Origin of the sequence: Anaerotruncus rubiinfantis (assembly GCF_900078395.1) — a bacterium.
GTDB lineage: Bacteria > Bacillota > Clostridia > Oscillospirales > Ruminococcaceae > Anaerotruncus > Anaerotruncus rubiinfantis.
This window is the reverse complement of sequence record NZ_FKLA01000007.1, coordinates 211773-238063: the sequence shown is the minus strand read 5'-3', so window position 1 is coordinate 238063 and position 26291 is coordinate 211773. Positions and strand designations below refer to the sequence as shown.

At 54.3% G+C, this 26291-nt stretch carries 20 protein-coding genes; 12 read left to right on the top strand and 8 right to left on the bottom strand.

The annotated features are described in order from the left end of the window. Window positions 1–13 precede the first annotated feature (13 nt). The 3 genes from BN4275_RS02035 to prmC all read left to right on the top strand — a co-directional run bounded on the left by BN4275_RS02035 (window position 14) and on the right by prmC (window position 3339). Window positions 14–1420: a sensor histidine kinase gene (locus BN4275_RS02035; RefSeq protein WP_066453075.1), complete on the top strand. Its 1407-nt coding sequence runs from the start codon at window positions 14–16 to the stop codon at window positions 1418–1420. Window positions 1421–1525: 105 nt separating this feature from the next. Next, complete coding sequence (locus tag BN4275_RS02030) at window positions 1526–2473, top strand: DUF1385 domain-containing protein (protein WP_066453285.1); 948 nt, start codon at window positions 1526–1528, stop codon at window positions 2471–2473. An 11-nt stretch (window positions 2474–2484) separates the two neighbouring features. Next, the gene (gene prmC, locus BN4275_RS02025; protein ID WP_066453073.1) at window positions 2485–3339 is read left to right on the top strand and encodes a peptide chain release factor N(5)-glutamine methyltransferase; all 855 of its coding nucleotides are present in this window, start codon (window positions 2485–2487) and stop codon (window positions 3337–3339) included. Between the two features lie 159 nt (window positions 3340–3498). Here prmC and glgA read toward each other — a convergent pair whose 3' ends face one another. From glgA to BN4275_RS17880, 5 genes are all read right to left on the bottom strand, one after another. Then, on the bottom strand, window positions 3499–4926 hold the full coding sequence (gene glgA / locus BN4275_RS02020) for a glycogen synthase GlgA (protein ID WP_066453071.1): 1428 nt from the start codon (window positions 4924–4926) through the stop codon (window positions 3499–3501). 45 nt (window positions 4927–4971) lie between these two features. Next, entirely contained in the window at window positions 4972–6096 is a 1125-nt protein-coding gene (gene glgD / locus BN4275_RS02015) for a glucose-1-phosphate adenylyltransferase subunit GlgD (RefSeq protein ID WP_066453069.1), read from the bottom strand. A gap of 4 nt (window positions 6097–6100) precedes the next feature. After that, window positions 6101–7315, bottom strand: coding sequence for a glucose-1-phosphate adenylyltransferase (locus BN4275_RS02010; protein WP_066453067.1), 1215 nt, complete (start codon window positions 7313–7315; stop codon window positions 6101–6103). A 50-nt stretch (window positions 7316–7365) separates the two neighbouring features. Continuing rightward, on the bottom strand, window positions 7366–9336 hold the full coding sequence (gene glgB, locus BN4275_RS02005) for a 1,4-alpha-glucan branching protein GlgB (protein ID WP_066453066.1): 1971 nt from the start codon (window positions 9334–9336) through the stop codon (window positions 7366–7368). Window positions 9337–9732: 396 nt separating this feature from the next. Then, on the bottom strand, window positions 9733–10050 hold the full coding sequence (locus BN4275_RS17880) for a helix-turn-helix domain-containing protein (RefSeq protein ID WP_423230139.1): 318 nt from the start codon (window positions 10048–10050) through the stop codon (window positions 9733–9735). 277 nt (window positions 10051–10327) lie between these two features. On the opposite strand from BN4275_RS17880, the gene BN4275_RS02000 reads away from it, so the two are divergent. Continuing rightward, window positions 10328–10879, top strand: coding sequence for a hypothetical protein (locus BN4275_RS02000; protein WP_066453065.1), 552 nt, complete (start codon window positions 10328–10330; stop codon window positions 10877–10879). Window positions 10880–11135: 256 nt separating this feature from the next. Here the strand turns inward: BN4275_RS02000 and BN4275_RS01990 are convergent, their stop codons facing one another. After that, window positions 11136–11420: a site-specific integrase gene (locus BN4275_RS01990; protein WP_066453062.1), complete on the bottom strand. Its 285-nt coding sequence runs from the start codon at window positions 11418–11420 to the stop codon at window positions 11136–11138. 165 nt (window positions 11421–11585) lie between these two features. After that, window positions 11586–12596 carry a type I glyceraldehyde-3-phosphate dehydrogenase gene (gene gap, locus BN4275_RS01985; RefSeq protein WP_066453059.1) on the bottom strand — a complete coding sequence of 337 codons (1011 nt, stop codon included), beginning with the start codon at window positions 12594–12596 and terminating at the stop codon, window positions 11586–11588. Between the two features lie 297 nt (window positions 12597–12893). Between gap and BN4275_RS01980 the strand changes: the two genes are divergently transcribed. From BN4275_RS01980 to BN4275_RS01945, 8 genes are all read left to right on the top strand, one after another. After that, complete coding sequence (locus tag BN4275_RS01980) at window positions 12894–14051, top strand: sensor histidine kinase (RefSeq protein ID WP_066453057.1); 1158 nt, start codon at window positions 12894–12896, stop codon at window positions 14049–14051. A 226-nt stretch (window positions 14052–14277) separates the two neighbouring features. Continuing rightward, complete coding sequence (locus BN4275_RS01975) at window positions 14278–15762, top strand: DUF1846 domain-containing protein (RefSeq protein ID WP_066453056.1); 1485 nt, start codon at window positions 14278–14280, stop codon at window positions 15760–15762. 244 nt (window positions 15763–16006) lie between these two features. Then, the gene (locus tag BN4275_RS01970) at window positions 16007–17611 is read left to right on the top strand and encodes a CTP synthase (protein WP_066453055.1); all 1605 of its coding nucleotides are present in this window, start codon (window positions 16007–16009) and stop codon (window positions 17609–17611) included. 185 nt (window positions 17612–17796) lie between these two features. Then, a complete protein-coding gene (gene metG, locus BN4275_RS01965) occupies window positions 17797–19770 on the top strand; it encodes a methionine--tRNA ligase (protein WP_066453054.1) in 1974 nt (657 codons plus the stop codon). A gap of 235 nt (window positions 19771–20005) precedes the next feature. Further along, entirely contained in the window at window positions 20006–20794 is a 789-nt protein-coding gene (locus BN4275_RS01960; RefSeq protein WP_066453050.1) for a TatD family hydrolase, read from the top strand. After that, window positions 20791–22827, top strand: a complete 2037-nt coding sequence (locus tag BN4275_RS01955; RefSeq protein WP_066453048.1) for a M28 family peptidase — start codon at window positions 20791–20793, stop codon at window positions 22825–22827. The genes BN4275_RS01960 and BN4275_RS01955 overlap by 4 nt, the downstream gene beginning before the upstream one ends. 279 nt (window positions 22828–23106) lie before the next feature. Next, window positions 23107–23733, top strand: a complete 627-nt coding sequence (locus tag BN4275_RS01950; protein WP_066453046.1) for a GNAT family N-acetyltransferase — start codon at window positions 23107–23109, stop codon at window positions 23731–23733. A 161-nt stretch (window positions 23734–23894) separates the two neighbouring features. Then, complete coding sequence (locus BN4275_RS01945; protein ID WP_066453043.1) at window positions 23895–24836, top strand: AEC family transporter; 942 nt, start codon at window positions 23895–23897, stop codon at window positions 24834–24836. 116 nt (window positions 24837–24952) lie between these two features. On the opposite strand, the gene BN4275_RS01940 is transcribed toward BN4275_RS01945, so the two are convergent. After that, the gene (locus tag BN4275_RS01940) at window positions 24953–26122 is read right to left on the bottom strand and encodes an iron-containing alcohol dehydrogenase (protein ID WP_066453039.1); all 1170 of its coding nucleotides are present in this window, start codon (window positions 26120–26122) and stop codon (window positions 24953–24955) included. Between the last annotated feature and the right edge of the window lie 169 nt (window positions 26123–26291).

Below are 26291 nucleotides of genomic sequence, written 5' to 3'. Positions count from 1 at the left end.
AGGAGGATGACCCTTGGCTGTCAAGAAAATAACCAAACGCTGGCTGTTCAACAACCTCGGCGTCATCCTTGTGATCCTGATTGCGCTGGAAATCGGGTTTTCGCTTGGCGTACGCGCGTTTTATTACAGCAACGTGCGCGGCGCGATCATGGTGCAGGCCAATACTGTCAAAAACCAGCTCACCGCCTATTCAGAGGACAGCCTTTCCAATTTTACCACCCAGGTGCGCAGCCTTGTGGAAAATTTTGAGGCGCGCAGTTCGATGGAACTCATGGCTATTGACGCGGACGGGAACGTGATCTTCACCTCCAGTGGATTTGAACCAGGGACCGGCATCTACATGCCCGATTTCTATGAGGCGATGCAGAGCCCAATCGGGGAAGCGGAAAAAATCTACACGCAAAACGGCGAAAAGATCATGGCAATCACCGTTTTGTCGCCGGTGGAGGGTACCCAGCTGGCCGCAATGCGTTTCGCCGTCTCGCTCGACTTGGTTGACCAGCAGATCATCCTCTTCATCTTGGTTCTTACACTGATCGGTGTGGCGATCATCTTCTTCGTCATCTTCTCCTCCTCCTATTTCATCAATTCAATTGTCAACCCGGTGGACGAAGTCGGCAAAACCGCCCGTAAAATTGCCCACGGCGATTTCGGCGCGCGGCTGCACAAGAAAAACGACGATGAAATCGGGGAACTCTGCGATACGATTAACTATATGGCTGAAGAGCTTTCCGCCAATGAAAAAATGAAGAACGATTTTATCTCCTCGGTTTCTCACGAGCTGCGCACCCCGCTCACCGCCATCAAAGGCTGGTCCGAAACGCTTGCGGACATGGGCGGCGAGGTCGATGCGGAGATGCTTGCGAAAGGGATGCGGGTCATTGGGAACGAAACCGAACGGCTTGCTCAGATGGTGGAGGAGCTGCTCGACTTCAGCCGTATCCAATCCGGCCGCATGCAGCTTGTAAAGGACCGGATCGACCTGATCGCCGAACTTTCCGATGCGGTGCTCATGTTTGAGGAGCGCGCCAAGCATGAAGGGAAACGGCTTGTCTATGAGGAGCCGGATGTGATCGCGCCGTTTTTCGGCGACCGCAACCGTCTGCGCCAGGTGTTCATCAATATCATTGACAACGCCCTTAAATATTCCGATAAGGGCGACAGTGTGACGGTGCGCGCGAGCGTGACCGACGAGAACATCTGTATTGTCGTTTCGGACACGGGACTTGGCATCAAGGAATCCGACCTGCCCAAAGTCAAGCAGAAATTCTTCAAGGCAAATTCCACCCGCCGCGGATCGGGCATCGGGCTTGCGGTTGCGGACGAGATTGTCTCGCTGCACGGCGGAATGCTCGACATCACCTCCAAAGAAAATGTCGGTACACGCGTGACCATCCTTTTGCCGCGCGTCCAGGCTTAAGCCTTGAAATGTTCACAATTTTGGTGTATGATGTCTTTTGTTGACCGTCCCGGGACACGGGACCGGATGGCTTGCCAGCACGGGAAGCCGGAAAGGATTGATATTTTGAGCGAAAAATCCTGTAGCGCCGCAAAAAAAACTTCTATTGGCGGTCAGGCCCTGATCGAGGGGGTCATGATGCGCGGCCCGTTCACCTCCGCAATGGCCATCCGCAAGCCGGACGGCGAGCTTTATCTGGAGACTTGGGAAACCGGGGCCAATAAATGGTATAATAAGACACCGATCCTGCGTGGCATCTGTAATTTTATTGCAATGTTGATCACCGGTTATAAATGCCTGATGAAATCGGCTGAAATCTCCGGTTTTGCCGAAGAGGAAGGCTCTGAACCGTCGAAATTTGACGCGTGGGTGGACAAGCATCTTGGCGACAGCGCCGTATACATCTTCAATGTGATTGTCACCGTGCTCGCAATGGCAATTGCCATCGGGCTGTTCATGCTGCTGCCGGCCGCGCTGGTCAAATGGGTGGGTGGCATGGCCGCGCTTCCGAATATGGCCCTTTCGCTCATCGAGGGGCTCATCAAAATCGCGGTATTCATCCTTTACCTCTACGCGGTCACCCGGATGAAGGACATCCGCCGGGTTTTTGAATTCCACGGCGCGGAACACAAGACCATCGCCTGCTACGAGGCCGGCGACGAGCTCACGCCGGAAAACGCGAAAAAATATACCCGTTTTCATCCGCGCTGCGGCACCAGCTTTCTGCTCATTGTGCTGGTCGTTTCGATCTTTGTGTTCTCGGTGCTCAGCTGGGAGAACGTCTGGCTGCGCGTCGGGCTGAAAATCCTGCTGCTGCCGGTCGTGGTGGGCCTTTCCTATGAGGTTATCCGGTTTGCCGGACGCCATGACAACCCTTTCACACGGGCCATCTCCGCGCCCGGGCTCTGGCTACAGAACCTGACCACCTTCGAGCCGGACGAAGTCCAGCTCTCGGTGGCGATCGCTGCCATGAAGCCCTGCATCCCGGAGGACAAAAACGCCGACAACTATTGAGGATGTCATCCATGACCATATCCGAAGTCTATCAAACCGCATATGATAAAAATTTGGACGCGCAGGACCAGGAATCCCGCGCGTTCGATCTTTCCTGCCTTTTGGAGGATTGTTTTGGCCTCGGCAGGTTCGGCCGCGCGCGCGCGGGTGGACAGCCGGCCGACCGCGCGTGCGCAGAGCGATTCTTCGCACTGTGTGAGCGGTATGAGGCCGGGGAACCGCTCCAGTACCTGCTGGGCGAATGGGAGTTCTACGGCCTGCCTTTTGAAGTGGGCGAGGGAGTGCTCATCCCGCGGCCGGACACCGAGACGCTCGTCGACCTTGCCCGCTCGTTCCTCAAGGGCCGTGAAGCGCCCGCTGTGGCCGATCTCTGCGCCGGAAGCGGCTGCATTGCGGTGGCGGCGGCGCATTACTTCCCCTCCGCGCAGATTTACGCGCTGGAGCTCTCCGAGGCCGCGCTTGCCTATCTGCGCCGCAATGCCGCCCGCAACCGCGCGGAAAATATCCGGGTGCTGGCCTGTGACGTGCTCCACCCGCCCAAAGGGCTCCCTCGGCTCGACCTGATTCTCTCAAACCCGCCTTATATCCCTGGGCATGAGATGGAAAGCCTTCAGCGCCAGGTACAGCACGAGCCCCAGATGGCGCTCTATGGCGGCGAGGACGGCCTTCATTTTTACCGCGCGATCCCGCCGCTTTATCTTCCCCTGCTCAAGGATGGCGGCATGCTGGCCTTTGAGGTCGGCTATAACCAGGCCAGACAGGTGGCCGCGCTGCTCACGGAAAGCGGCTTTGTCCAGGTCGGAACCCGAAAGGACCTCGCCGGGATCGACCGGGTGGTCTTTGGATACAAAAAGGAACGCCGCTGACGCGGCGTTCCTTTTTTTCCGATTCTGCCGTTGTTCCTATAGAAGGAATGGGTGCGTGGAAAGGGCTGCCCGCCCGTCCCTATGCGGAAAGGCTGCTTTGACGCGTTCAAGAAGCGGCCCATCGGTGCCGCGGACAGAAGTTATGGCCGGCCCGCGCCGTCAGTCCTCCAACGCGCGCTTGTAGACGCCAATGTACTCCGAAGCGGAACGGTTCCAGGTGAAGTCGCTCTTCATCGCCTTCTGCACCGCCTGTTTCCACAGTTCACGGTTGTAGTAAAGCCCACCGGCGCGATCAATCGCGCCGAGCATGTCGTGGGCGTTATAGGTCTTGAAGGTGAATCCGTTGCCGCTGATATCGTTGCCCATATCGACAATCGAGTCTTTGAGACCGCCGGTCTCACGGACAACCGGCAGGGTACCGTACTGCAGCGATACCATCTGGGCCAGGCCGCACGGCTCACTCTTCGAAGGCATCAGAAATACATCCGCGCCCGCGTAGATCTTGCGCGCAAGATCTGGGATAAAACCGATCTTGACCGCCGCCTTGCCGGGGTATTTGGCTTGCATCTCTGTAAAGAAGCTTTCAAAGATATAATCGCCTGAGCCGAGCGCCACCACCTGCAGCTCCCGTTTCATCAGTTCATCAAAGATATATTGGATGAGGTCAATGCCCTTATGCGCCACAAACCGGGTTACGATACCGACCAGCATGACGTCCTTGTTCTGCTCAAGGCCCATTGCCTTTTGCAGTTCGACCTTGTTGACCGATTTCTTTTCGAGTGTCTCCGGCCCGTAGTTTTCATAGAGCGCGGGGTCCACCTCCGGGTTATAGCTCTGGGTGTCGATGCCGTTGAGGATGCCGACCAGCTTGTGCTGGTTTTGTTTGAGAAGCCGGTCAAGCCCGTGCGCGAACCACGGGTCGGTGATCTCATGCGCATAGGTCGGGCTGACGGTGGTGACAAAGTCGCACACCTCAATGGCGGCCTTCATCATGTTGAGGCAGCCTTCGTACATCATGGTCGGCGCGGCATAGTAAGGCAGGCCGAGCACGTCGGTTGCGATTTCCATGCCGTATTTGCCCTGATACTGGATATTGTGGATGGTGAACACCGTCTTAATGCTGCGGTATTTCTCAATCTCCCGATAGAAAATGTTGAGGTATACCGGCGTCATGGCGGTCTGCCAGTCATTGCAGTGCAAGATGTCCGGTTCAAAATCGATATACTGGATCATTTCGCAGACCGCTTTCGAGAAGAACGCGAACCGCTCCGCGTCGTCATAGAACCCATAGATGCCGCCGTCGCGCTTGAAATAATACTCATTGTCGATGAAGTAATATTTGACGCCGTTATAACTGGCCTCAAACACGCCGCAGTATTGGTTGCGCCAGCCAAGCGGCACATAAAAATTGCAAAGGAACTTCATCTTTTCGCGCCATTCCGGTTTAATCGCGCTGTAGAGCGGCACAACCACCCGGCAGGCATGCTGCCTGCTGCGGATTGCGCGCGGCAGCGAACCCGCCACGTCCGCAAGGCCTCCGGTCGCGATAAACGGCGTCGCTTCGCTTGCTACGTATAGGATCTTCATAATGTTCCCCCCTTGTGTTGAGCGTGAATCATGTTTTCTTCCACGTCAGATGGAGCTTCCCTTGGCCACATAGATCGGGTAGGTTTCATATCCGATCAGCGTACGGGAATCACGGATGAGCACATCTTTATCGGTCACGACATATTCGAGATGCGCGTTGTCGCCAACATAGGTATTCTGCATAATGATGCAATTTTTAAGCACCGCCCCCTTGCCGATTTTCGCGCCCCGGAAGATCACGCAGTTTTCCACCTCGCCGTTGATGATGCAGCCATCCGCCATGAGGGAGTTGCCCACCTTGGCGGAAAGGCCGTATTTGACCGGCACCTGGTCGCGGACCTTGGTATAAATCGGCAGATTCTTCGGAAAGAGCTCGGCGCGCACCGCCGGGTCAAGCAGCTCCATGTTGGCCGTGAAATAGGACTTCATCCCCGAAATCTTATGCGTATAGCCCTTGAATTCATACGCTTTGATGTTGCGTTTCCCAATTGATGGCTGCAGCGCATGCCGGACCATCGAATACTGGTCGTGGCTCTTTGCTTCGTTCACCATCCGCTCGAGCAGCGTCTTTTCAAGCAGCAGGATGTTCATATAAACGTAGTGGCTGCCCTTGACATCCGGCCGCACCAGGATATCGGTGACATCTCCCGTCTGCTCGTCAAAAAGGACGGTGGTCGTATCCCGCTGGGATTCGGGAGAAATTTCAGTATTTTTGACCATCATCGAAATCTGCGCGCCGCTCTTGATATGCTCGTTGATAAATGGGCGCAGATCCATGTTGGCAATGATGTCACAGTCGGTGATCAGCACATATTTCGCATCGTTGTGACGGATATAGCTCATTGCGCCGCCCAGCGCTTCCAGGCGGCCGCGGTAGATGCCGCTGCCCTGGCTGGCGAACGGCGGCAGGATCACCAACCCGCCGCGCTTGCGCGCGAGGTCCCACGCGCGGCCCGAACCGATGTGGTCCATCAGGCTCTGATAGTTCTGCTTGGTGATGATGCCGATGTCGCTGATGTCCGAATTGACCATGCTCGAAAGCGCGAAATCAATGAGCCGGTAGCGGCCGCCGAACGGAACCGAGCCGGTCGTGCGTTTTTCAGTGAGTTCCCCGATCATGCTGTCGTGCATGTTGGAAAATACAATCCCAAGAACTTTGTTTTCCCGCATATCCTTAGCGCACCCCCTCGACGTCTTTGTCAATCATCGCTTTCGGCGGGACCACCGCGCCCGGCCCGACCGTGATGTTGTTGCCGACCACCGCGACGCCCCAGGCATCCTTATCGGTCGCGTCCTCCGGCCGCTGGCCGATGGATGCTCCTTCGCCAATCACGCAATTCTCGGCAATGATCGCGTATTCAACCTTGGCTCCCGCCTTGATGACCGTGTTCGGCATGACAATCGAATCGTGCACAACCGCGCCCTTTTCGACCGTGACGCCTGAGAAGATCACCGAAAAATCGATATCGCCCTCGATGGTGCAGCCTTCGGTGACCATCGAGTTCTGGACGTCCGCGTCGTTTGCCACGTAATGCGGCGGCATGACCGGATTGCGGGAATAGATCTTCCAGCTGTCGTCATAGAGGTCGAGCGGCACCCGCGGGTCCAGCAGATCCATGTTCGCTTCCCACAGGCTGTCGATCGTGCCGACGTCCTTCCAGTAGCCCTCAAAGGGATACGCCACCATCTTCTCGCCGTTTGCGAGCATGGCGGGCAGGATGTTCTTTCCGAAATCCTTGCCGGAAAGCGGATCGGCTTCGTCCTCGATGAGGTATTTGCGCATCTTATCCCATGAGAAGATATAGATGCCCATCGATGCGAGGTTGCTCTTCGGCTGTGCGGGTTTCTCCTCAAATTCAAAGATGCTGCCATCCGGGTATGTATTCATAATCCCGAACCGGGAGGCCTCCTCCATCGGCACCTGCAAGGCGGCGATTGTACAGTCAGCGTTTTTCTCTTTGTGGTAGGCGAGCATCTTCTCATAATCCATCTTATAGATGTGGTCGCCCGAAAGGATGAGCACATACTCCGGATCGTACCGGTCGATAAAATTGATGTTCTGATAGATGGCGTTCGCAGTGCCGGTGTACCAGTCGGAACCGGAGGACTTCTGGTAAGGCGGCAGCACAAAGACGCCGCCGTTCACCCGGTCAAGGTCCCAAGGCTGGCCGTTGCCGATATATTCGTTCAGGATGAGCGGCTGGTACTGGGTGAGCACGCCAACTGTGTCAATTCCGGAATTGACACAGTTGGAAAGCGGAAAATCGATAATCCGGTATTTTCCCCCAAACGGTACAGCCGGCTTTGCAAGATTTTTCGTCAGCGTGTACAGGCGGCTCCCCTGGCCGCCCGCCAGCAGCATGGCGATCCATTCCTTCTTGCGAAACATCTGTTGATTCCCCCTTAGTAATAAATCATGCGCTTGATTCCCCGACCGCTTTACGCCCGGTCTGCTTTCGGCGCTTTTTTACTGGACTTCTCCCCGGACGGCTTACCCTCTGCCTTCTTCGCTTTCGCAGCCTTGCGCGGACGGCCTTTTAAGAAAACGACCGAAAGCGGCGGCACGGTCAGCGTAATACTCTGCTTCATGTCATGATCCGGCGTCTTTTTCACACGGATGGCACCCTTATTCACCACGCCGCTTCCGCCGAACCGCACGTCGTCGGTATTGAGGATCTCATCATAGCTGGTTGCATCCGGCACCCCCACCCGGTAATTCTCCCGGGTAACCGGCGCAAAGTTGCAGAGCACGACAAGCTCGTTTCCCGCTTCGTCCATCCGGCGGAACACGATGATGTTTCTGGCATGGTCGTCGTGCGCAAGCCAGGAAAAGCCGTCCCAGCTGTCCTCAACCTGCCAGAACACCGGATTCTCCAGATAAAAATGATTGAGCTCTTTGACAAACAGCTTCATCTGCCGGTGGGATTCGTAATCGAGCAGCATCCAGTCGAGCTGCTGCTTATAGTTCCATTCGATGAACTGTGCGAATTCACAGCCCATGAAGATGAGCTTCTTGCCCGGATGAGACATCATATATGCGAGGAACGCTCGCATGCCGGAAAACTTCACAGCATATTCGCCCGGCATCTTATTGATGAGCGAGCATTTGCCATGCACCACCTCGTCATGGGAGATGGGCAGGATAAAGTTCTCTGAAAAGGCATAAAACAGGCTAAAAGTGAGCTTGTCGTGGTTGTAGCTGCGGAAGATCGGGTCGAGCGACGTATAGGCAAGCATATCGTTCATCCAGCCCATGTTCCACTTGAAGTTGAATCCAAGCCCGCCGACCGAAGCCGGTTTGGTTACGAGCGGCCAGGCGGTGGATTCCTCCGCGATCATGAGGGCCTGTGGATGCTCGGTCAGCACCGACGTATTCAGCTTGCGCAGGAACGCGACCGCCTCGAGATTTTCCTTGCCGCCGTTGATATTCGGCAGCCATTCCCAATCCTCGCGGCCGTAGTCGAGGTAGAGCATCGAAGCGACCGCGTCGACCCGCAGCCCGTCGATGTGGTATTTCTCGATCCAGAAGTTGGCGTTTGACATCAGGAAGCACACCACTTCATTGCGCCCGAAATCAAAAATCCGGGTGCCCCAATGGGCGTGTTCACGCTTATGCACATCCTGATATTCGTAAAGCGGCTGGCCGTCGAACTCATAAAGCCCGTGCGCATCCTTTGGAAAATGCGCCGGTACCCAGTCCATAATCACCCCGATGCCCGCCTGATGCAGCCGGTCGATGAGATACATGAAGTCATGCGGCGTGCCGTAACGGGAGGTCGGCGCGTAATAGCCGGTGACCTGGTAACCCCAGGAACCGTCGTACGGGTATTCCATCAGCGGCATGAACTCGACATAGTTATAACCCATTTCGAGCAGATAATCGGCCAGTTCATCCGCGAGTTTGCGGTAGCTGTAGGGGTTGCCGTCCGAATACCGCCGCCAAGAGCCAAGGTGCATCTCATAGATATTCATCGGACTGCGGTAGGGGTTGTGATCCTTGCGGGATTCATACCAGGCCGCGTCGTCCCAGGCATAGCCTTCGATATCATAGAGCTTGGAAGCTGTTTCAGGACTGGTCTGCGCATGGAAGGCATACGGATCGGCCTTCATAAGGGTGCGGCCATCCTTGGCGGTGATGCAGTATTTATAGATATCAAATTGCTGCAGATCCGGAATTACGCACTCCCAAATGGATTTATCCTCAAGCTGTTCCATGGGATTGGCCTGTCCGTCCCAGTTGTTGAAATCCCCCACCACAGAAACCTGCCGGGCATTCGGCGCCCACACACGGAAGATGAAACCTTCGGTTGTCCCAATCTTACAAGGATGCGCGCCCAGATATTCATAAGCCTTGTAATTCGTTCCCTGATGAAATAGATACAATGGTAAGTTGCCTTTTGACTTTGCCATTGTCTTCACCCCCCTTTGTTATACTATAGCAGGAATTGGTGTTTTTTTCAAGTATTTATTGTGAAATTTCCAGTAAAACAACTTGTAAAAAGCGTTAAGCTTTGTTGGTTTTGCATATTATTTTTCGATACAACTATACTATTCGCCAAACCAGGGCATTTTATGACCTTTCCCGCGGCACCCGAGGTATTATTATAGCATAAATCGTTTGTCGTTTTTGGTGGTAAATAGTGCCTGGGTGCGAAAGACTTGTGGCCCCCGTCCGCAAGTCTTTTTGCTCCTCGCTGCCCGGCGCCATGCGCCGGAGCGCGGCTGCGCCGCGACGCTCGCCGTCGCGCACCACGGGCGGAAGGCCAGCGGCCATCTCACACTAAGAGCCGCCGATGGCGGTTGCGCTCAAAACGCTCGCTGCAGCTCGCAGTCCCCCGTGTACCCCCTTCTTCCGAGGTTCGCAGCACAGCAAAACCGAAAGCTTTGATCAAACTTTCCCGAAAGTTTGCGGGTTTTCAGAGTGGAGCTCTGAACCGCTCGCCGCAGCGAGCGGAAATCTGATCCTGTGAAGCGATTTTTTAGTTGGATTTTAAGCGCTTCGCAGATGTCAAATAGAATCGAAATCGAAAAGGATGACACCATGTTTGGAGCTTCGATATGGCTCAGATGTCCCCTGCTCATGTGTACGCGCTCGGCAAGCTCCTCTTGAGAAATCAAAGCCACCCCGTCCTTGTGGGACGGAGCGGCTCTCAAAGTCGGCTTCGCAAAAAATGTTTTCAGCGGAGATGTTGTCACACGCACGCTAAAAGACTATAATGGATTTAACCAGTTGATCCGCATTCTTGCAGATAAGAAGCCGACCACCTACGCCTACCGTCCTGATGGTCTGCGGCACAGCAAAACGATTGGCCCCGGTACAGATGCCATCACTCACATCCATCTTTGGGATGGCAATCATGCTAATATGATATTTAATTAGGATACTTAGGATGCGATGCACATGTTAGAACCAAATATATGGGATACGCTTAATAATCTTCTTGCAGCAATTGGTATGATAAGTATTGTCATAACGATCATCAGAATTGTATGGATATTTCTTGGCGGAGAAGAATGGGTAGACAATATAAAAATTGAAGAACTGCCTTTAACAGAGGATTTGGAAAATCGGATAGGTATGTACCCACAATATTATCCCGTCACTCCATGGGAGGCCACTGGCGAATATTGCACACAAAATTTGTTTATTCCACAAAATACAATCATTCGAAAAGCCAAACTGAAAAAAGTGAAGTTTGAAGAAATCAATGATGCGCTTAAATATAAAACCATTCATACCTTTGAACAGATTACACCGCACTCGCCAATTTGTCTTGTAATTGAGCGTACAGAGGCAATCCCAACCTATATGATAGAATGGAAAATTGAATACGGTGGAAAGGCTACCTATTATTTTTGCGATAATCTTAGAAATGGCGACAACTCGCTAAATGGTATCCAGTATCATTATGGGATATGGGCAAAAGTGCGAAAAGTACTTGATTTAAAGTAAGACATCTGAACAAACGCATGCTTCACCGATAGAAAATTATTGAGTTTATTGGAGGCTCGTTTAGTGGTTACAGATATACTTATATATGTTACAATTATAGTTATGATTGCAATTGAACGTTATAAGTATATCCAAATGTTTGAAGATCCTAAAGAAAAAAGGAGACTCTATATTCTGTATGGGTTAATATTTCTAGTAGGCTCTATAATTATAATAATAACCATTATTCAAAATCACATTTGAAAAATAAGTTCTGTTATAAAGACAGTACTACCATTTGCGTAGTACTGTCTTTTTTATATATTTTTAAACCACTCACAACCGGTGGCTTTCTGCCTGATTCCAGTTTTTCCAAAAGAAACTTTTGAATGTAAACAGGCCGCGTTTCCTCCAGCGTTGTGGCGTTATAGCTCTCTTGCAAAAAGCGCAGCAGGTATCCAAAAAGCTTTTGATAATTGGATATGGTACGTTCCAAGCAGCGCTTACAGCGACATGAAAAACAGAATTCTTGAGCAAGTTCTTCCAGACGGTTTTGACACATAAAAACACCCATCCTCTTATCAAAATCCAAGAGAATGGGTGTTTTTAATTCTGGTTATTTTCCGAATCGTTGTTACAACAGCAGTAAGAAAAGCCCACTAGCCGGTGCAAAAACGATAAAGGAAGCCAGTGCAAATATGCCGTAAATCCGCTCTATAAGCTGTTCTTATTTCGCGTCAACGGAAGCCATGTGCTGGATGAGCATCAGGACCTTGTTGGAATAGCCCCACTCGTTGTCATACCAGGAAACCAGCTTGACAAACTTGTCGGTCAGCGCGATGCCGGCTTTCTCGTCGAAGATGGAGGTATGCGCATCGCCGATGAAGTCGGAGGAAACGACATCCTCGTTGACATATTCCAAGATACCCTTCAGGGAACCCTCGGAAGCCTTCTTGATGGCGGCGCAGATCTCTTCATAGGAAGCGGGTTTGGCCAGGTTGACGGTCAGGTCGACAACCGAAACGTCCAGAGTCGGGACGCGGAACGCCATGCCGGTGAGCTTGCCGTTGAGTTCCGGAATGACCTTGCCGACCGCTTTCGCGGCGCCGGTGGAGGACGGAATGATGTTGCCGGAAGCGGCGCGACCGCCTCTCCAGTCCTTCTTGGACGGGCCGTCAACCGTCTTCTGGGTGCCGGTGGTGGAATGGACGGTGGTCATCAGGCCATCGACAATGCCAAACTCGTCGTTGATGACTTTCGCCAGAGGCGCCAGGCAGTTGGTGGTGCAGGAGGCGTTGGAGACGATGTTCATCTCTTTTTTGTAGGTCTCCTGGTTAACGCCCATGACAAACATCGGGGCGTCCTTGGAAGGCGCGGAAATGATGACTTTCTTGGCGCCTGCTTTCAGATGCGCCTCCGCCTTTTCCATGGTGGTGAAAACGCCGGTGGACTCAACCACATAATCAGCGCCGCACTGGCCCCACGGGATGCAGGCCGGGTCTTTCTCCGCGTAGAATTTGACTGTCTTGCCGTTTACGACGATCGCATCGTCGGTGTAGCTGATTTCACCTTTGTACTGGCCGTGCACAGTGTCATAACGCAGCATGTAAGCGCAATAATCCGGAGTCATGAACGGGTCATTGACGCCGACAAATTCGATGTTCGGGTTATCCAAACCAGCGCGGAATACAAGCCGTCCGATGCGGCCAAAACCGTTGATACCAACTTTAATTGCCATTGGAATACGACCTCCTATATTTTGATATGCTCCTATTTTAATACACTTTCAGGAAAACTACAACAATTTTGTCAAAGAATAAACGATTTTCTTTATTTTTCTCAATCCACCATTTTTTATACATGGGTTTTTATTGAAAACAACCAATCTTTATACTATAATAATGAGACTATCTAATGTCGAATTCTGTCGAAAACAGTTCCTGCCCTTTCCAGTATTAGGCTGTCGTTCCTAGCACATAACCCGGCAAATCCTCCAAAAGATAATTTATATCAATCCGTTTGAAGGGGAAGTACGATGGATACGAGTCTGCAAAACGATCAGTTTCTTGACCGGCTGGTTCAAATGGCATCCACAGCCGGCCTTCCTTATGTTTTCACCGATGAGAATTTCAACATCATCTGGAGCAGCGAGGCCGCCCGCACTTCGCAGCCCTGTCTCAGCCTGCCGGACGGGGTTCATGTCCTGCTGGACGGGTATGATTTCGATCAGATCAGAGGGGAAATTGACGCCCACGGCGTATTTTCCACCGTCAATGACGCCATGTTTCTGCAGCGTTCGGTGACGGTCCTTCCTCTGCCCGACCAATCGGGCCATGCCCGCTATCTGGTACAGCCCTCTTTCTTCACCCGCCAGGGCACCGGCCTGCATCCGGAAGGCACGGCGCTCGCGCTTTCCGCGTTCGGCTCGCAGTACCGTGTTCCGCTCACCGCGATTTTCTCATCGCTTTCCCTGCTGCGGCAAAACGCCGAGCAGCAGGATGAACAGCAGCGGGCCAAAAGCCTCGAATACCTGCAATCGATCAATCAAAACGCCTATTTGATCCTGCGCGCCTGCGACTGGATGACCACTTATACCCGGCTTTCCCAGGGGCTTTGGCCCTCCCTTCCCCGCCGCGTTGAGATTTTCGGCTATCTGCGCGAACTCTTTGAGGCTGCCGCCCGGATTTCGGAAAGCGCCGGCATCCCTCTGACCTTTTCCATCCCAACCGAACCGCTTGTCATCTCCTGCGACCTTGCCAAGCTTTCGATGGCGATCCACAATATCCTCTCCAATTCCATGCGGTATACCCGCCCGGACAATGTGATCGAAGTCAAGGTCCGCAAAATCCGCAGTTATGTGAGCGTTTCAATCGTGGACCGCGGGCGCGGCATCCCCGCGAAGGTGCAGCCGCACGTGTTCCAGCCGTATTACTCCTTCGACCCGTCCGGCCAGCCTTTCACCGGCAACGGCTTGGGGCTTGCCATCGCCAAGTCCTGTGTCGCCGCGCTGGGCGGCACCATCACTTTGATCAGCGAGGAAAATAAAGGAACCACCGTCCTTTTCACCATCGACGCCAAGGACGACCCGTCGGCGCCGGAGGCGGTTGAAAGCACTGCGGCGGAATATCTGTCCGATCGTTTTTCCACGCTGCGTATTGCGCTGTGCGACGCCGCCGTTCCGCCGCTGCGCTGAAGATTCCCGGAACAAATTCTGGCCGCGCGTCCGTTTTCCATCGGATGCGCGGCTGTTTTCGCCGGATATAAAAACTTTTTGCCATTCTTCCCAAACTTTCAACACTTTCCATATTGCAATTCTAGCCAAAAACAGGTAGAATAAAAAAATGTGTTAAAGGATTTGAAATGCTGCCGGACGGGGGTTATCTTTTTCCGGACGGCAATCATTGCGGGAGGCGGAGCGTGTGCACAGGGTCGGTTTTGACAACGAAAAATATCTGAAGCTTCAATCGGAGCACATCCGCCAGCGGATTTCCGCTTCCGGCAACAAGCTTTATCTCGAATTCGGCGGGAAACTTTTCGACGATTTCCATGCCTCCCGCGTGTTGCCCGGTTTCGCGCCGGACAGCAAGATGAAGATGCTGCTTCAGATGAAGGACAGTGCCGAAATCGTCATCGTCATCAATGCCTCCGACATTGAAAAAAACAAGGTGCGCGGCGATCTTGGCATCACTTACGATGTGGACGTTCTGCGCCTTATCGACGCGTTCCGCGCCATCGGCCTTTTTGTCGGCAGCGTGGTTATCGCGCAGTTTGCCGGACAGCCCGCCGCCGAAGCCTTCAAGCGCCGGCTCGAGCATCTCGGCGTGAAGGTCTATCTGCACTATCCGATCGCCGGATATCCGTCCAACATCCCGCTCATTGTCAGCGACGACGGCTACGGCAAGAATGAGTATATCGAGACGACTCATCCGCTGGTGGTCGTCACCGCGCCCGGCCCCGGCAGCGGCAAGATGGCAGTCTGCCTCTCCCAGCTCTACCATGAATATAAACGCGGGGTCAAAGCGGGCTATTCCAAGTTTGAAACCTTCCCGATCTGGAACCTGCCGCTCAAGCATCCGGTCAACCTCGCTTACGAGGCCGCGACCGCCGATCTGGGCGATATGAACATGATCGACCCGTTCCATCTGGAGGCGTATGGAAAGACCACCGTCAACTATAACCGCGATGTGGAAATCTTCCCGGTTTTAAACGCCATCCTCACCCGGATCGCAGGCGAGAGCCCCTATAAATCCCCCACCGATATGGGCGTCAATATGGCCGGGATGTGCATTGTCGATGACGACGCGGTTTGCGCGGCTTGCCGGCAGGAGATCATCCGCCGGTACTATCAGGCGCTTTGCGACCAGCGCATGGGCCTTGCGGAAGAAGGCAGCGCTTACCGGCTGGAACTGCTGATGAACCAGGCTGGGATCAGCGCGGCTGACCGTCCGGTGATCCAGGCCGCCAACGGGCGCGCCGCTGAAACAGGCATGCCCGCCGCCGCCATCGAACTGCCGGACGGCACCCTCATCACTGGAAAGACCTCCTCCCTGTTGGGCGCTTCCTCAGCCGCTCTGCTCAATGCTCTCAAATACCTTGGCGGCATCGGACACAATATCCACCTGATCTCCCCAATTATCATCGAGCCGATCCAGCATCTCAAGGTCGACCATCTCGGCAACCGCAACCCGCGGCTGCACACCGACGAAACGCTCATTGCCCTTTCGATTTCCGCCGCCACCAGCCCGACCGCCAAGCTCGCGATGGAGCAGCTCGGCAAACTGCGTGGCTGTGAGGCGCATTCCTCGGTCATTCTTTCACAGATCGACCGCAATATCTTCAAAAAGCTCGGTATTAACCTGACGAGCGAACCCCAGTATCAGACCAAGAAGCTGTACCACAAATGACGCGCTGCCCGGCCCGGCGCCTGAAGCGCCAGCTTTTGGATAAGGCGCAACAAAAAATCTAAATACACACCGCATATACGAAACGCGCTTCAATGGGGAAGCGGAAAATGCAGGCCCAGAGTATGGGCGAAGTATCTTTTTGAGATTCTTTGCCCATACTCCGGATAGCAGATTCCCCCACTCGTTGCACGGTTTGGATGTGCGGTGTTTTTGTTTTTCCGATTAAAGTTTGGAGGTTAGGATTATGGCAACCAAGTATGTATTCGTCACGGGCGGCGTCGTCTCAGGTCTCGGCAAAGGCATCACCGCCGCATCCCTCGGAAGGCTGCTCAAAGCGCGCGGCTACAGCGTCACCATGCAGAAATTCGACCCTTACATAAATGTCGATCCCGGCACCATGAGCCCGTACCAGCACGGGGAGGTTTTTGTCACCGACGATGGCGCTGAAACCGACCTCGATCTTGGGCATTACGAGCGGTTCATCGACGAAAACCTTTCAGTCAACTCGAATATCACCACCGGAAAAGTTTATGGCTCGGTCATTCATAAAGAGCGCCATGGGGATTACCTTGGAGGTACCGTACAAGTCATCCCGCACATCACCAATGAGATCAAGGAGCGGATCTACCGGATGGGCAGCACCGGCTCGGATGTGGTCATCACCGAGATCGGCGGTACGGTCGGAGATATTGAAAGCCTGCCTTTCCTTGAATCGATCCGTCAGTTTGTCAATGAAGCGGGCAAGGAGAACGCCATCTATATCCATGTGACGCTGGTGCCGTACATCTCCGGCTCAAACGAGCTGAAATCCAAACCGACCCAGCACAGTGTCAAGGAACTGCTCCGCCAGGGTATCCAGCCGAACATCCTGGTCTGTCGCGCGGACATGGAAATCCCGGAGGATATGCGGCAGAAGCTCGCATTGTTCTGCAATGTCCGCAAGGAGGACATCATCCAGAACCTCACCCTGCCGACCCTTTACGAAGCGCCGCTCATGCTCGAACAGGAAGGGCTTGCGGACGCGGTATGCCACCATCTGGGACTCGAAAACCGCAGACCGGACCTCGTGGAATGGTCCGACATGGTAAAACGGCTCAAGAACGCCTACAGAGCTGTCACTATCGGCGTGGTCGGCAAATATGTCGCGCTTCCGGATGCTTATATCTCCATTGCGGAATCGCTCAAACACGCGGGCATCTATAACGATGCGAAAGTGCAGGTCAAACTGATCAGCTCGGAGGAGGTCACTGCTGAAAATGCCGCCGAAATGCTCGCTGGATGCAGTGGTATCCTCATCCCCGGCGGCTTTGGCGACCGCGGCATCGAAGGCAAAATCGCCGCCGCACAGTATGCCCGCGTCAATAAAATCCCCTACTTCGGAATCTGTCTTGGCATGCAGATTTCGGTCATCGAATTCGCCCGCAATGTGCTGCATTTTGAAGGCGCCAACTCCGCTGAATTCGATGTGCAGCCTCCCTACCCGGTCATCCACATCATGGCCGAACAGCAGGAGATCACCGATAAAGGCGGCACCATGCGGCTTGGACTTTATCCCTGCAAACTCACAGAAGGCAGCATCGCCCGTTCGTCCTATTCCGACGAGCTCATCTATGAACGGCATCGTCACCGCTATGAGTTCAATAATCTTTACCGCAGGGACTTTGAAGAACACGGCATGAAAATTTCCGGACTTTCCCCGGATCAGAAACTGGTCGAAATCGTCGAGATTCCCGGACATCCCTGGTTTGTCGGCGTACAGTTCCATCCTGAATTCAAGTCCCGCCCAAACCGCCCGCATCCGCTCTTCGCAAGCTTTGTTGCTGCCGCGCTGGCGCATTCTGAAAAATAACTGTACGGCCTCCACCGGTTACGCCGCCGCGGAATGGAAAACGCCATGGGATTGTAAGGACAGCCCTTTCGTCCGCAGAGTGCAAGAAAAAGGCAAAAAGAGTGGAAGGAACTGTTCATTCCGCTCTTTTTGTGGTATACTATATTATTATTACCAAACTAACTGCATTCGAGGAGGAAATCCACATGGATGGAACTGGAAAGACCTTTTATATCACGACACCGATCTATTACCCTTCGGACAAGCTGCACATCGGGCACAGCTACTGCACTGTCGCCACCGACGTGATGGCGCGTTACAAACGAATGCAGGGCTTTGACGTGATGTTCCTGACCGGCACCGACGAACATGGCCAGAAGATTGAACAGAAGGCCGAGGCCGCGGGCGTTACGCCGCAGCAGTATGTTGACAACGTGGTGGCGGGAATCAAGGAGCTGTGGAAACTTTTAAATATTTCAAACGACCGTTTTATCCGAACCACCGACGACTATCACGAGGAATCCGTACAGAAGATTTTTAAGGCGCTCTACGACAAGGGCTATATCTATAAGGGCTCGTACAAGGGCAAATACTGCACCCCGTGCGAATCTTTCTGGACGGAAAGCCAGCTCCAGGACGGCAAATGTCCCGACTGCGGACGCGATGTGGTCGACGCCGAGGAGGAAGCCTATTTCTTTAAGCTTTCCGCCTTTCAGGAGAAGCTCATCGAGCTTTACGAGGACAATCCCCATTTCATGGAGCCGGAAAGCCGCATGAATGAAATGGTGAATAACTTTATCAAACCCGGCCTTGAGGATCTCTGTGTTTCCCGAACCACCTTCAAATGGGGCGTGCCTGTCACCTTTGATCCGAAGCATGTCGTCTATGTCTGGGTCGACGCGCTTTCGAACTACATCACCGCGCTTGGCTACGGCAACGAAAAATATCACGATTTTGAAAAATATTGGCCCGCCGACGTACATTTTGTCGGCAAGGAGATCATGCGCTTCCACACGATTATCTGGCCGGCCATGCTGATGGCGCTCGACCTGCCCCTGCCGAAAAAGGTTTTCGGCCATGGCTGGCTGCTGCTCGAAGGCGGCAAGATGAGCAAATCCAAAGGCAATGTGGTCGATCCGGTCGTGCTGGTCGAACGCTACGGCGTGGACGCCATCCGCTATTTCCTGTTGCGGGAATTCCCGTTCGGTTCGGACGGGCTGTTCTCGAACGAAGGGCTCATCAACCGGATCAACGCCGACCTCGCCAACGATTTGGGAAACCTTGTTTCCCGCTCGGTCGCGATGGCGGAAAAATACTTCGGCGGCACGCTCCCCGCGCAGCGCAAAGCCGAGCCGCTCGATGATGAAATCATCGGCATGGCAAAGGCGCTCAAGGAAAATTTCGAGACGCAGATGGAATCCTACGCATTCCAAAACGCTCTGATCGAAGTCTTTAAGCTCATCTCCCGCACCAACAAGTACATCGACGAAACCGCTCCATGGGTGCTTGCAAAGGACGAAGCCAACAATCCCCGCCTCGCCACGGTACTCTATAACCTGCTCGAATGCGTGCGTATCTGCGGTATCCTGCTCACCCCGTTTATGCCCGCCACCGCGCCGAAGATCTTTGCACAGATCGGAGCCGCGGACGGCATCACCTCCTACGAATCCGCCGGAACGTTCGGGCTGCTGCCCGCAAATGTGACCGTCCATAAGGGCGAAGGGCTCTTCCCGCGCATCGACGTTGCAAAGGAACTCGCCGCGCTCGAGGCTGCAAAACCCGCGCCCAAGCAGGAACCGAAAGCCGCCCTCGCCAAGCAGGAGACTCCGAAGCAGACCGAGGGGGTTACGTCGCTCATTGCGATCGACGATTTCGCCAAGGTTCAGCTGCGCGTTGCGAAGGTGGTTGCCTGCGAGCCGGTCCCGAAGGCGGACAAGCTGCTCAAGCTTCAGCTCGATGACGGGACCGAAACCGGCCGCCAGGTTGTTTCGGGTATCCATCCCTGGTATGAGCCGGACGCACTGGTCGGTAAAAAAGTGATTGTGGTCGCGAACCTCAAGCCCGCCAAGCTGCGCGGTGTGGAGAGTAACGGCATGATCCTCGCGGCCGACGCGGGGGAAAACGACGTGAAAGTCATCTTCGTGGACGACGCGGTCCCCTGCGGCTCGACCGTCCGCTGAAAGGTTTTGACTGTCTTTGGGTCTCAACCGATCATTGAAAAAAGTTTGCTTCAACCTTTTTCAAAAGGTTGCGGGTTGTCAGGGCGGCGCCCTGATGCGCGCGCCGCAGCGCGCAAGAATCTGATCCTGTGAAGCATATTTTAGGGGTTTGGGGGATTTTTACAAGAGAAAAATCCCCCAAAGACTTGGCCGCCGCGATGCATTTTGCGGCGGCCCAACTTTTGGAGGTCTTTGCATGTACCAGAACATCTTTGACACCCACGCGCATTACGACGACGAGCGGTTCGATCCCGACCGGCACGAGGTGCTCACCGCATTGCCAAAGAAGGGGGTCTGCGGCGTGGTGAACGCCGCAAGCGACATGAAAACCGCCTGGACCGGAATGGCACTCGCCGAACAGTACGATTACCTCTACTGCGCCGTGGGCATCCATCCGCATGCGGCGGACGAATTCACCCCTGCCGATCTTGCGTCGCTCGCCGCGTGGAGCAAGCATCCGAAGGTCGTCGCCATCGGGGAAATCGGCCTTGATTACCACTACGATTTCTCGCCGCGCGACACCCAGCAGGAGGTTTTTGCGGCACAGATCCAACTTGCGAACGATCTTGGCATGCCGCTCGTCGTGCATGACCGGGAGGCGCACGCGGACACGATGGAGCTTTTGCGCCGTTACCGGCCCAAAGGCATCCTGCATTGTTATTCCGGCAGCGCCGAAATGGCCAAAGAGATCCTCCGGCTCGGCATGTATATCGCGTTCGGAGGCGCGGTGACCTTCAAAAACGCCCGCAAGACAGTGGAGGCGGCAGCGGCGGTGCCGCTCGACCGCCTGTTGGTCGAGACCGACTGCCCGTATATGACGCCGGAACCGTTTCGCGGCAGGCGCTGTGACTCCGCCCATATCGCCCATACCGCCGAACGGCTCGCCGAAATCAAAGGCGTCTCCACACAGGAGCTGCTCGACGCTACCTGCGAAAACGCAAAGGCCGTCTACCAACTCAATGAAACAGGAAGTGACCGTATATGACTCTTGCGCAGGCTCAAGAAGCATATCTCTCCAAGATGGATATCGATTACTCCTACCAGCTGGCAAAGTCGATGGAGCAGTTCCGGTCAAATCCGGCGCTCGGCTACCGCACCGCCGGTTCCAGGGCCGAGTTTGAAACCGGCGAGATGCTTTTTCATGAGATGCGCCGGATCGGCCTGCAGGAAGTTGTCAAAGACCCATTCACCCTTGACACCTGGGAATTTGAACGCGCCCGGCTTTCCTTTACAGACGAAAGCGGCACTCACCAATTTGAGCTTGGCGGCTACCAGACCAATTTTAACACCCACGGCCCGAAGGATTTTTCGATTCTCTACGCCGGGAAGGGTACCGAAAGCGAACTTTCCGGCCTCAATGTGGAAGGTAAGCTGGTGCTCATCGATATCAACCAGCGGGACGAATGGTGGATCAGCTATCCGGTCTATCAGGCGCATCTGCGCGGAGCGGCGGCGGTGATCGCCGTACAGCAGAACGGCTACGGCGAGGTCGATTCCGCCGCGCTCAACGCCCAGAATATCTGCTCGGTCGCGGATGCGCCCGCTTTCTCGCTTTCGCAGGCGGACGCGCGCGTCCTCAAGGCCTGGCTTATGACGCGCGGCGGTGAAGCGGCCGTTTCCTTTGACGCCAAATCGGTCGTCGGGTTTGACGGCACCTCCTACAACATCGTTGGGAGAATACCCGGACGCGATCCGGATGCGATGGTGCTTGTCAGCGCTCACTATGACAGCTACTTCTCCGGATTCCAGGACGACAATGCCGCGGTGGCCCTGATGATGGGCATTGCAAAGGCAGTTGTAAAGAGCGGCTACCGCCCGGAAAAGACCCTTGTTTTCTGCGCGCTGGCCGCCGAGGAGTGGGGCGTTTCAAACAGCAAGTACGACTGGTCGACCGGCGCCTACAATCAGGTTTTCCGGGTTCATCCCGAATGGGCCGGCAAAGTGATTGCCGACATCAATTTTGAGCTGCCCGCTTATGCGCATGACACACAGGACGTGATCCGCTGCGTTTGGGAACTGCAGCCGTTTTTGCAGTCCTTTGCCGCGGCCGTCCCGGACGTCACCCACCTGTTCCCGGACGGGCTTTCGGTCACCAGCCCGGCGCTTACCTGGTCGGACGATTTTTCGATGTCGATTGCCGGGATTCCCTCGCTGGTCAACGACTTTGCCGAAGGCAGCTTCATGGAAACCCACTACCATTCCCAATTCGACAACGACGACGCGTACGACCCGGAAATCTACCGGTTCCACCATGCGCTTTACGGCTGCCTGCTGCTTTGGTTTGACCGCTGTGCCGTCCCGCCTCTTGACTTTATGCCGCGCCTTTCCGCGCTGCGGGACAGCCTTGCCCAGGGACCCTGCAGCAGCGCCGAAACAGCGCTGCTGTCCGCCGCGCTCGATGCGGCGGACACCCAGGCGGCGCTTTGCCGCAGCCTGGTGCAGGGCCTCAATCACCGCTATGCCGACGCGCTCGACGACGGAGACTATGCCACCGCTGAAATCCTTTATCGCGGCTCGCGCGAACTGAGCCAAAGACTGCTCGACGCCTTCAAGCACTGTGAGGACGGCCTTGTACGGCTCGGATGGCACGATGAGGTGCTTTTCCCGCACGCGTATGCCCAACGCAATCTGGCCCTGCTTGCGGGCGCTCTGGAGGCGCTCAAAGCCGGCGACGCGGCACGCGCGCTTGACTGTTGGCTCATCCGGGTAGATACCAACTGGTACGCCTGCTATTTTGATGAACAGACCTGCCGCCACTTTGTCGATTATGTCCTGCAGCAGCCGCCTGAGCGGCTCATGTGGGGCGCGGGGCGGGTTCCGGGACTTTGCGCGCTGTTTGGGACAATGCGATCGCTCATGTCCAAGCGGGACGATCCCCAAGCGGAGTTTACCGCTGAAATCCGCGCAGTAAAAGAGCAGATTGCATCCCAGCAGGAACTGTACCGGCAGAGCTTGCTCCACGAACAATGTGTTATCAAAGCCCTGGCTCGAAAATTGGAGGAACTTGTGAAATCTTGAGAAAAACGACGCAAACACGAGAAATTAAAAGCATTCGGAAAATTGCAAGCAGGAGGTTCCGGGCAATTGCAACTCCGCGCGGCCGGTCGGGTTACAACCGGTTTGCAAAATAATTGTGCAAGGTATACAATGAAAACAATCCAAGGTCACAGTTCCATCCGGCAAAAAAGCCGCGCATATTATGGCGCAGAACAGAACCAGGGGTGGAATTATGAACTAGCATTACTCACCAAGCCAACGAACATCCAAATCGGTAAATTGATAAAGGTGAGTGAAATTTTGAAAACCGACCAACTATACCGCGTGGAGAAAAGGGATATCGAAAAGCTGAACGGCCTTCTGACCGAATGCTTCAGCAAGGACCCTCTCTATTGCCAGCTGATCCCGGAAAAAAAGGTACGTCAAAAACTGCTGCCGGAGCTTTTCAGCTGTGACCTGGATGAACTGTTTGAAAACTGTGAGATTTTTGCGGACAGCAAGGATCTGAACGGCATCATCATCGTCTCGGATGAGACCGAACCTTACAACCCGATCAAGTATTATGCCGTGGAACTCTATTACGCCCTGAAATCGGGCGCTTACCTGCTGCGCGACGGAGCGTCCCTCGAAACGCTCTGGAACTTCATCAAAGGCAAGGAATACCTCAATTCGGAATGGACCGAGGACATTGGCACCGACCGCCGTATGCACATCATCTATTTTGCAGTCCGCCCTTCGATGCGCGGCAAAGGCGTCGCCACCAAACTGATGCAGACGGTGATCCAGTACGCGGACGCGCACCGGATGGCGCTGTCGCTCGAAACCCACAATGAGAAAAATGTCGGGATGTATGAGCATTACGGCTTCCGGCTTTTTGAGATTGTCCAGAAGCATTTCGCGCTCAAGCAGTTCTGCATGGTCCGCTAGACGAAACCAGACAAAATGAGACAAACCGGGAACCCGCAACCGGCGGGTTCCCGGTTTCTTTTTTCTTTTCTTGACTTCATCCCCCAACCTTGTTAAAGTTATCCTGTAACGTTTTTTACGGCTATTGCAAATCTGTTATTTGACACATGGGAGGGAGATGCTTGATCGCATCCATATTGGACCGCATCGCGGTATTGATCCTGCTGATCGGGCTGGGTTACCTCATGGGCAGACTGGGGATTCTGGGAGGGCCGATGCGCAAAGGGATTTCAAATCTGATTCTGACCCTCTGCCTGCCCTGCGCAATCCTTGCGTCCGCAAATATTCCCTTCACCAGGGAGCAGCAAATCACGATCGTTTATGTGCTGGCCGCCGCATTCGTTTTCTATGTGGTTTCCTTCCTGATTTTCACGGCCGTAGGCCATAAGTTGATTCCCGAACCGCGCAAACGCGGGCTCTATATCTGCCTTTGCACCTTTGCGAACACTTCGTTTGTCGGATTCCCGATTGCGCAGGTGCTGGTCGGAGAGATTGCCATCTTTTACGGTTCGGTCTTTAACATCATGTATAACCTGTTCATGTTCACATACGGGATCTATCTTCTGACCGGCACCCGGAAAGGCATCGGCAAGATGCTGCGGTCGGCGATGCTTGATCCCTGTGCGCTCGCCTCCTTCGCAATGGTGGCCATCTGCCTTTTGCAGATCAAATTCCCCGCCTTCCTGAACGATGGGCTCAATCTTTTGGGAAACACCTGCACCCCGCTCGCAATGCTTGTGATCGGCGCGGGCATGACCGAATGCAGGCTGCATGAAGTGTTCAGCCAGCGGATCATCTATTCGGTATCCATCGCGCGGCTTGTTGTGATGCCGCTGCTTGTCTTCGGAGCCCTCTGGCTTCTAAAGGTCGATCCGGTTGTTTCGATTGTCTGCACCCTGATGTGCGCCATGCCGTCCGGTTCGCTCAACAGCATCTTTGCCGAAAAGTACGACTGCGAGCCCGACTTTGCAAATAAGACCGTCGTGCAGGGCAATCTGCTCATCCTCATCACCGCGCCGCTGCTGGTTGCGCTTCTCGGGATCGCTTACCCGGGCGTTTTTTAGGCGCTTACCGCCGCCTTGGCCGGATTTGAGACAAGAAAAAACAAAGCAGGAAGCCTTTCGGCTTCCTGCTTTGTTTCGATACGGAAAAATGTATGTGGTATGGAAGGAGACAGTGATCAGAAGGTGACGTCTTCACCAGTATAGGCGCAGGTGAGAACCTTCTTCATATTTTCGACGTCGATCGGACGCGGATTGGAAGCGGTGCAGGGATCTTTAACCGCATTCTCAGCGATCTTATCCGCGTTCTCTTCAAAGAGTGCTTCGGAAACACCGTTCTCTTTGTAGGTCTGGGCGATGCCGAGCTTCTTGTTCATTTCTTTGATCGAATCGACCAGAGCGTTCACAAGCTGTTTATCGGTGCTGCCCGGCAGGCCGACTGCGCGAGCGATCTGCGCATAGCGCTCCATGCAGACGCGGGAGTTATACTGGATAACCGCCGGCAGCAGGATTGCGTTGCAGCAACCGTGCGGGATCTTGAATACGGCGCCGGTCTTGTGGGCCAGGCTGTGCGCAATTCCAAGCAGTGCGTTGGAGAACGCCATGCCGGCCAGGCACTGTGCGATATGCATTTTGCCGCGGGCTTCCTTATCGCCGTTGTAGCTGTCGATCAGGCAGTCGTAGATATCGGAAATCGCTTTGAGTGCGAGCGGATCGGAAAATTCGCTGCGCGCGGTGGCGACATAAGCTTCGATCGCATGGGTCAGGGCATCCATACCGGTGTGAGCTGTCAGCTTCTTCGGCATGGTCATCGGGATATCGGTGTCGAGCACCGCAACATCCGGGGTGATCTCAAAGTCAGCCAGCGGATATTTGATGTCGGTGGAGTAATCGGTGATGACCGAGAAAGCGGTGACTTCCGAAGCGGTGCCCGAAGTGGACGGGATCGCGACAAAGATCGCTTTATTGCGCAGCTGCGGGATGGTGAACGGGTCTTTGATATCATCAAAGGTCTTGTCAGGATGCTCATAGAACACCCACATGGCTTTCGCGGCATCCATTGGGGAACCGCCGCCGATTGCAACGATCACATCCGGTTCGAATTCGCGCATCGCAGCGGCGCCGCGGTAAACGGTTTCGATCGACGGGTCCGGCTCGATGCCTTCAAACAGCTGGACTTCCATGCCGGCCGCTTTCAGGACATCCTCCGTTTTCTGCAGGAAACCGGCTTTCTTCATCGAAGAGCCACCGGTGAGCAGCATCGCCTTTTTGTGGCCCTTGAGGTTTTTGAGTTCCTCAATCGCGCCGGAACCATAGTAGATGTCTCTCGGTAAAGTGAAACGTGCCATAATCAAGTACCTCCATTTATTCTGTCGGGTTTTTCTTACCCGTAATTTTACTGATCCAAGCTTATTGTTAATTTTTTAACTTTTGTTTCTGATATTATTCTAACATTGTCAAAGCCAAACGGGTAATGTATAATTGATATGAACGATATATGCAAAATCAAATGGGGTG